Source organism: Acinetobacter sp. 226-1, from assembly GCF_030329325.1.
GTDB lineage: Bacteria > Pseudomonadota > Gammaproteobacteria > Pseudomonadales > Moraxellaceae > Acinetobacter > Acinetobacter sichuanensis.
This window is the reverse complement of sequence record NZ_JACANU010000029.1, coordinates 1-6569: the sequence shown is the minus strand read 5'-3', so window position 1 is coordinate 6569 and position 6569 is coordinate 1. Positions and strand designations below refer to the sequence as shown.

The 6569-nt window shown below is 43.8% G+C and carries 7 protein-coding genes and 1 pseudogene; 6 read left to right on the top strand and 2 right to left on the bottom strand.

Features of this window, described 5'->3' with window-relative positions; genetic code table 11:
- Window positions 1–74: 74 nt before the first annotated feature.
- From HX124_RS17480 to HX124_RS17455, 6 genes and pseudogenes are all read left to right on the top strand, one after another.
- Window positions 75–206: pseudogene (locus HX124_RS17480) on the top strand (DUF3363 domain-containing protein); the annotation flags it as partial.
- 113 nt (window positions 207–319) lie between these two features.
- Window positions 320–1339 carry an IS21 family transposase gene (gene istA, locus HX124_RS17475; RefSeq protein WP_159139009.1) on the top strand — a complete coding sequence of 340 codons (1020 nt, stop codon included), beginning with the start codon at window positions 320–322 and terminating at the stop codon, window positions 1337–1339.
- Window positions 1339–2112, top strand: coding sequence for an IS21-like element ISAba8 family helper ATPase IstB (gene istB, locus HX124_RS17470; RefSeq protein WP_159139008.1), 774 nt, complete (start codon window positions 1339–1341; stop codon window positions 2110–2112). The genes istA and istB overlap by 1 nt, the downstream gene beginning before the upstream one ends.
- Before the next feature lie 269 nt (window positions 2113–2381).
- Complete coding sequence (floR, locus tag HX124_RS17465) at window positions 2382–3596, top strand: chloramphenicol/florfenicol efflux MFS transporter FloR (RefSeq protein WP_072645794.1); 1215 nt, start codon at window positions 2382–2384, stop codon at window positions 3594–3596.
- Window positions 3597–3650: 54 nt separating this feature from the next.
- Complete coding sequence (locus tag HX124_RS17460; protein ID WP_434800757.1) at window positions 3651–3821, top strand: helix-turn-helix domain-containing protein; 171 nt, start codon at window positions 3651–3653, stop codon at window positions 3819–3821.
- 242 nt (window positions 3822–4063) lie between these two features.
- Window positions 4064–4264, top strand: coding sequence for an integrase core domain-containing protein (locus HX124_RS17455; RefSeq protein WP_171501088.1), 201 nt, complete (start codon window positions 4064–4066; stop codon window positions 4262–4264).
- Window positions 4265–4358: 94 nt separating this feature from the next.
- Here the strand turns inward: HX124_RS17455 and tet(M) are convergent, their stop codons facing one another.
- Entirely contained in the window at window positions 4359–6278 is a 1920-nt protein-coding gene (tet(M), locus tag HX124_RS17450) for a tetracycline resistance ribosomal protection protein Tet(M) (RefSeq protein WP_000691727.1), read from the bottom strand.
- Between the two features lie 15 nt (window positions 6279–6293).
- A complete protein-coding gene (locus HX124_RS17445) occupies window positions 6294–6380 on the bottom strand; it encodes a tetracycline resistance determinant leader peptide (RefSeq protein WP_011058339.1) in 87 nt (28 codons plus the stop codon).
- Between the last annotated feature and the right edge of the window lie 189 nt (window positions 6381–6569).

Genomic DNA, 6569 nt, shown 5'->3' with positions numbered 1-6569 from the left:
CAATCGTTTAGAAGCAGCAAATTTACGAGCATCAGTCGGTACGACTGGTGATTCATACGATAATGCTTTGGCTGAAATCCCATGAGTTCACCCTTGTCCCGTGGCGGCCGATCATCGACCGCCAACTCGGCCGCGAGGTTATGGGCATCGTGCAGGGCGGGTCGGTGTCGTGGCAGTTAGGGCGGCAGAGGGGGCTGGAACGCTGAGTGCGCCCATGCCGCATTGCGAAGCTGTTAGCGGCAGTGTAAAAATGACCCCCTAATGGCATTTAAAAACTGACCCCCTTGGTTAATATAGCGGTCATTTTGGACTGCTCAACATGTTAACTTTGGAGCAAGCAGTGACAATCCAAATACTTCATCAACAAGGTAAATCTATTAAAGCCATTAGTCGTGAACTGGGGGTGTCCCGAAATACCGTACGTAAATATTTACGGCAGAAGGAAACACCTCAGTATCGGCGTACACAACCTAGAACAAGTATTCTTGATCCATATAAACCCTATTTACTCAAACGTGTAAACGCAGCTCATCCTGAATGGATTCCTGCTGTTGTGCTCTACCAGGAAATTTTAAGGTTGGGATATCCAGGAAAGATCAGGATCTTGAGGGAATATCTTGCAACATTAAAATCAGTTGCTAAACCGGAACCGATCATTCGTTTTGAAACCCAACCTGGCCAACAAATGCAGGTAGATTTCACCACGATTCGACGCAACAACTCGACTTTAAAAGCCTTTGTCGCAACATTAGGGTATTCCAGAGCGACTTTCGTGAAATTTTATGATCATGAACGTACCGATGCATGGATCGATGGTCTGGAAAATGCATTTCAGTTCTTTGCAGGAGTACCTCAGGAAATCCTGTTTGATAACGCTAAAACGATCATGATTGAACGGGATGCCTATCAGGAGGGGCAGCATAAATGGAATCCCAAACTGCTCGACTGCGCCAAGAAATACAGCTTTCGTCCTCGCGTATGTAAGCCCTACCGTGCACAGACCAAAGGCAAAGTTGAACGCTTTAATGGATACCTCAAATCAAGCTTTATTGTGCCATTGAAAGCAAGCCTGAAGACTTCGGGTTTACTGTTAGATGTTGATGTCGCCAATGCCCACATTGGCCGGTGGCTGCATGAAACCGCCAATCAGCGGATTCATGCCACCACGCAGGAAAAACCGGCTGTTCGACTGCAACAGGAGCAGCAAAAATTTACGCCATTACCGCAATCAGATACAGGTTCCAGCACTGTACCTGTTGCAGCAGCACAGCATGTCATGCCCTACGAGAGTTTGCAGCATCCCTTATCTGTATATGACCAGTTGCTGGGAGTTTCCTGATGAATCTGCAATACGACCGTATAGAGCAGCTTTGCCAAAAGCTCAATCTGCCTGCCATCGCATCACAATGGTCACATCATGCACAACAAACATTAGGTCAGGATGGAAGTTATGCCGACTTTGTTGAAGCGATCTTGACGCATGAATATGCTGCCAGGCAACAGCGCAGCCAGCAGGTACTGATGAAACTCTCAGGCCTGCCTCAAGTGAAAACGCTGGAAGGTTACGATTTTAATTATGCACTGGGTGCTCCCAAATCACAGGTGGTCGAGTTGTTCAACCTGAGCTTTATTGCTAGAGCAGAAAATGTGGTGTTTCTTGGTGCTAGCGGTGTAGGGAAAACGCATTTATCCATGGCATTAGGCTATAAGGCCATCATGAACAATGTCAAAACCAAGTTTATTACCGCCGCCGATCTCATGCTGCAACTCAGTACAGCCTATCAGCAAGGTAAATTGAAAACCTATATGCAACGGGTGATACTCGCCCCAAAATTACTGATTATCGATGAAATTGGTTATTTACCGTTTGGACGTGAAGAAGCGAATCTGTTCTTTAACGTGATTGCCAAGCGTTATGAAAAAGGCAGTACGATATTGACGAGTAACTTACCCTTTAGCCAATGGTCTAAGTCATTTGCGGATGATGTCACGTTGACCGCTGCGATGTTAGATCGGTTATTGCATCACTGTCATGTGGTACAAATATCGGGTGAGAGTTATCGTTTGAAGGATAAAAAAAGAATAGGGATTCAGCCTCAGGTTGAAATTTAATACGAGATCAAAGGGGTCAATTTTACTTTGCCATTTGTAAGGTAAAAGGGGTCAATTTTAGAATGCCGTTGACAAAGCAAAAGATAATCGGATAAAATGTAGCAATTCATATTCGTAAGCGTGGAGTAATCAGATGGGAAATTCCAAGTCAGCAGACAAGTAAGCCGCAACAACCAGTATTGTTGTTGCGGCGCTCTGTAAGGCTAGTCTCATCTGATTGCTGACGAGCAGACGTCGCCCGGTATTCCTTAATCGAGGGTTGATTCGTCATGACCACCACACGCCCCGCGTGGGCCTATACGCTGCCGGCAGCACTGCTGCTGATGGCTCCTTTCGACATCCTCGCTTCACTGGCGATGGATATTTATCTCCCTGTCGTTCCAGCGATGCCCGGCATCCTGAACACGACGCCCGCTATGATCCAACTCACGTTGAGCCTCTATATGGTGATGCTCGGCGTGGGCCAGGTGATTTTTGGTCCGCTCTCAGACAGAATCGGGCGACGGCCAATTCTACTTGCGGGCGCAACGGCTTTCGTCATTGCGTCTCTGGGAGCAGCTTGGTCTTCAACTGCACCGGCCTTTGTCGCTTTCCGTCTACTTCAAGCAGTGGGCGCGTCGGCCATGCTGGTGGCGACGTTCGCGACGGTTCGCGACGTTTATGCCAACCGTCCTGAGGGTGTCGTCATCTACGGCCTTTTCAGTTCGATGCTGGCGTTCGTGCCTGCGCTCGGCCCTATCGCCGGAGCATTGATCGGCGAGTTCTTGGGATGGCAGGCGATATTCATTACTTTGGCTATACTGGCGATGCTCGCACTCCTAAATGCGGGTTTCAGGTGGCACGAAACCCGCCCTCTGGATCAAGTCAAGACGCGCCGATCTGTCTTGCCGATCTTCGCGAGTCCGGCTTTTTGGGTTTACACTGTCGGCTTTAGCGCCGGTATGGGCACCTACTTCGTCTTCTTCTCGACGGCTCCCCGTGTGCTCATAGGCCAAGCGGAATATTCCGAGATCGGATTCAGCTTTGCCTTCGCCACTGTCGCGCTTGTAATGATCGTGACAACCCGTTTCGCGAAGTCCTTTGTCGCCAGATGGGGCATCGCAGGATGCGTGGCGCGTGGGATGGCGTTGCTTGTTTGCGGAGCGGTCCTGTTGGGGATCGGCGAACTTTACGGCTCGCCGTCATTCCTCACCTTCATCCTACCGATGTGGGTTGTCGCGGTCGGTATTGTCTTCACGGTGTCCGTTACCGCGAACGGCGCTTTGGCAGAGTTCGACGACATCGCGGGATCAGCGGTCGCGTTCTACTTCTGCGTTCAAAGCCTGATAGTCAGCATTGTCGGGACATTGGCGGTGGCACTTTTAAACGGTGACACAGCGTGGCCCGTGATCTGTTACGCCACGGCGATGGCGGTACTGGTTTCGTTGGGGCTGGTGCTCCTTCGGCTCCGTGGGGCTGCCACCGAGAAGTCGCCAGTCGTCTAACCGACGACTGGTAGCAGGCCCGCTCCGATGCGGCGCACTAACCATCGAAACCTCGTGAATGTCGGTATCCTGTCTGGCAGGATACCGCTCATTTCCCTTGTTCAGTTCATCGCCGTCGCCGAGCATCTGAATTTTCGGCATGCGGCCAAGGCACTTGGTATCAGCCAGTCGAGCGTCAGCGCGCGTGTGAAAGCGCTGGAGGATAACCTTGGTGTTTTTGAGTAATAAAGTTTAATACTATGTAATAAACAATAATACTCAGTAAAAAAGTTTCATACCGGGTTTCAATAGAAAGGAAATATATTCATTATTTTCAGTATATTGAGATCTTAGTATGAAACTTTTTTTTATTTTAATAGAATTGTACTTAGACTAACCTTGCAGATAGTATGGTACTTTAATAAATATTATTTGAATTTAATATCAATAAAATTAAACACTTACACACAAAACAGTATGATACTTTATTGCTTTCACATAATAAAGCGGAGGTGATTGATTATTTGAAACAGGAATGGGATGGCGTAAATGATGTTGCGCTAGCAACCCTTGATTGGGTACACTGGTACAACCATGAACGATTGCATTCTACCAATGGATATGTATCGCCTGTTGATGCGGAAAATATCTACTATTGTTCATTAATTCCGTCAGGCTATGCTGCCTGACTCAAGCAAACCTGTCTCCGATAAAACCAGGACGGTTCAAAATATTTCATCTTATTTAACAAGAAACCATATTTATATAACAACATAAAATACACTAAGTTATTTTATTGAACATATATCGTACTTTATCTATCCGACTATTTGGACGACGGGGCTGGCAAACAGGTTCACCGGTAGTAACATGGTACCCTTTTAACTCTGTTAAACAAACACTACGTCCATTTGTAAAGAAAGTTAAATCACTACGATATTCTTGAATACACCGAGCAGGGATTTCTCCACTAAGAATGACCTCATTATTTTTCAATTGAGTGTCTACGATGTTCGCACAATATTTAGGAGCATCGTTGTATGCTCGTGAAAGATATTCCTGTGGCGCATAAATTTTAAAACTAAGATATGGCTCTAACAATTCTGTTCCAGCTTTTTTTAAGACTTGTTCCAATACAATAGGAGCAAGCATCCGAAAATCTGCTGGGGTACTAACAGGGCTATAGTATAAGCCATACTTAAAACAGATTTTACAATCCGTCACATTCCAACCATATAATCCTTGTTCGCAACCATAGCGTATCCCTTCCATAACTGCATTTTGAAATGATTGATTTAAGTATCCAAGAGAAACCGAGCTCTCATACTGCATTCCACTTCCCAACGGAAGCGGTGATACAGATAAACCAATGGAAGCCCAGAAAGGATTTGGCGGCACTTCGATGTGAATGGTATATTCTGCATTTTTTAACGGTCTCTCCATATAAATGACTGTAGGCTCTTTTAGTTCTATCTCCACATGATACTTTTCTTGCAACAGTGCACTAATCACTTCCATTTGTACTTTCCCTAAGAAAGAAAGTATAATTTCATGTGTCGTAGAATCCACGTAATATCGTAGAAGCGGATCACTATCTGAGATTTCCAAAAGGGCATCAAGCAACATTTCTCTCTGTTCAGGTTTACTCGGTTCAACAGTTGTTTGTAGTAGAGGGTGCGGATTTTCAATCTTTTTTCTCTGTGGCAATAGTTTTGTATCTCCAAGAACACTATTTAACTTCAAAAACTCATTTTGCAAAATAACAATTTCTCCAGAATAAGCTCTATCAATCTTACATAATTCACCATTTATTGAAGTATACATTTCTGTAACTTTTATTTTTTCTTTTTCTGATACTCTAACCGAATCTCGTAAATGTAGTACTCCACTATAAAGGCGTATATATGCAAGACGTTGTCTTTTTTTTGTATATTCAATTTTGAAAACATTTCCGCAAAGTTCAGACGGACCTCGATGTGTTGATGAATAAAATTTATTCGTAATCACTTCTATAAGGTTATCAATCCCTATATTGTTTTTTGCACTTCCGTGATAAACAGGGAACAGGGAACAATTATGAAATCTTATGCTTTCCTCTTGTTCGAGTTCCAATGCTTCTAATGATTTACCGGACATATATTTCTCTAAAAGGTCATCGTTTCCCTCTATTACCGTATCCCATTGTTCAGATTCGGTAAAGTTCGTCACACACATATTAGGATACAGTTCTACCTTCTGTTTGATTACAATTTCGGCAGAAAGTTTCTCTTTAATATCCTGATAAACCGTTGATAAATCAATTCCATTTTGGTCAATCTTATTGATAAAAAAGATTGTGGGAATCCCCATTTTCCTAAGTGCATGAAATAATATACGAGTTTGTGCTTGTACGCCATCTTTTGCAGAAATCAGTAGAATTGCCCCATCTAAAACTGATAATGAACGATATACTTCTGCTAAGAAATCCATATGTCCTGGCGTGTCTATGATGTTCACCTTCGTATTTTCCCACTGAAAAGAGGTTATTCCTGTCTGAATTGTAATTCCTCTCTGACGTTCTAAAAGCGTATTATCCGTCCTCGTTGTACCTTTGTCCACGCTTCCTAATTCTGTAATCGCTCCACTGTTATATAATAAGCTTTCTGTTAAGGTAGTTTTTCCTGCATCAACATGAGCTAAAACTCCAATATTAATAATTTTCATGTGATTTTCCTCCATTCAAAAACCCAAAAGGGCATAAAAATCCCAGTGATAAATACTTTTATCACTGGGATTTTTATGCATAACCATAGGTATACAAAGCATACAGATATTCTCTGGATACTTTAGAATCACATGATAAAGGTATTCTTAAACTGGGTACAAAAAACTAAGCCCTCCTAAAAAAGGACATCTAATTATGACATATAATTTTTTTGGCACTGTTGCAAATAGTCGGTGGTGATAAACTTATCATCCCCTTTTGCTGATGGAGCTGCACATGAACCCATTCAA

What these genes read in the sequence shown, in the direction of transcription:
- istA (WP_159139009.1), top strand. Translation starts at nt 320, where the DNA reads ATGTTAACTTTGGAGCAAGCAGTGACAATCCAAATACTTCATCAACAA.
- istB (WP_159139008.1), top strand. Translation starts at nt 1,339, where the DNA reads ATGAATCTGCAATACGACCGTATAGAGCAGCTTTGCCAAAAGCTCAAT.
- floR (WP_072645794.1), top strand. Translation starts at nt 2,382, where the DNA reads ATGACCACCACACGCCCCGCGTGGGCCTATACGCTGCCGGCAGCACTG.
- HX124_RS17445 (WP_011058339.1), bottom strand. Translation starts at nt 6,380, where the DNA reads ATGCTTTGTATACCTATGGTTATGCATAAAAATCCCAGTGATAAAAGT.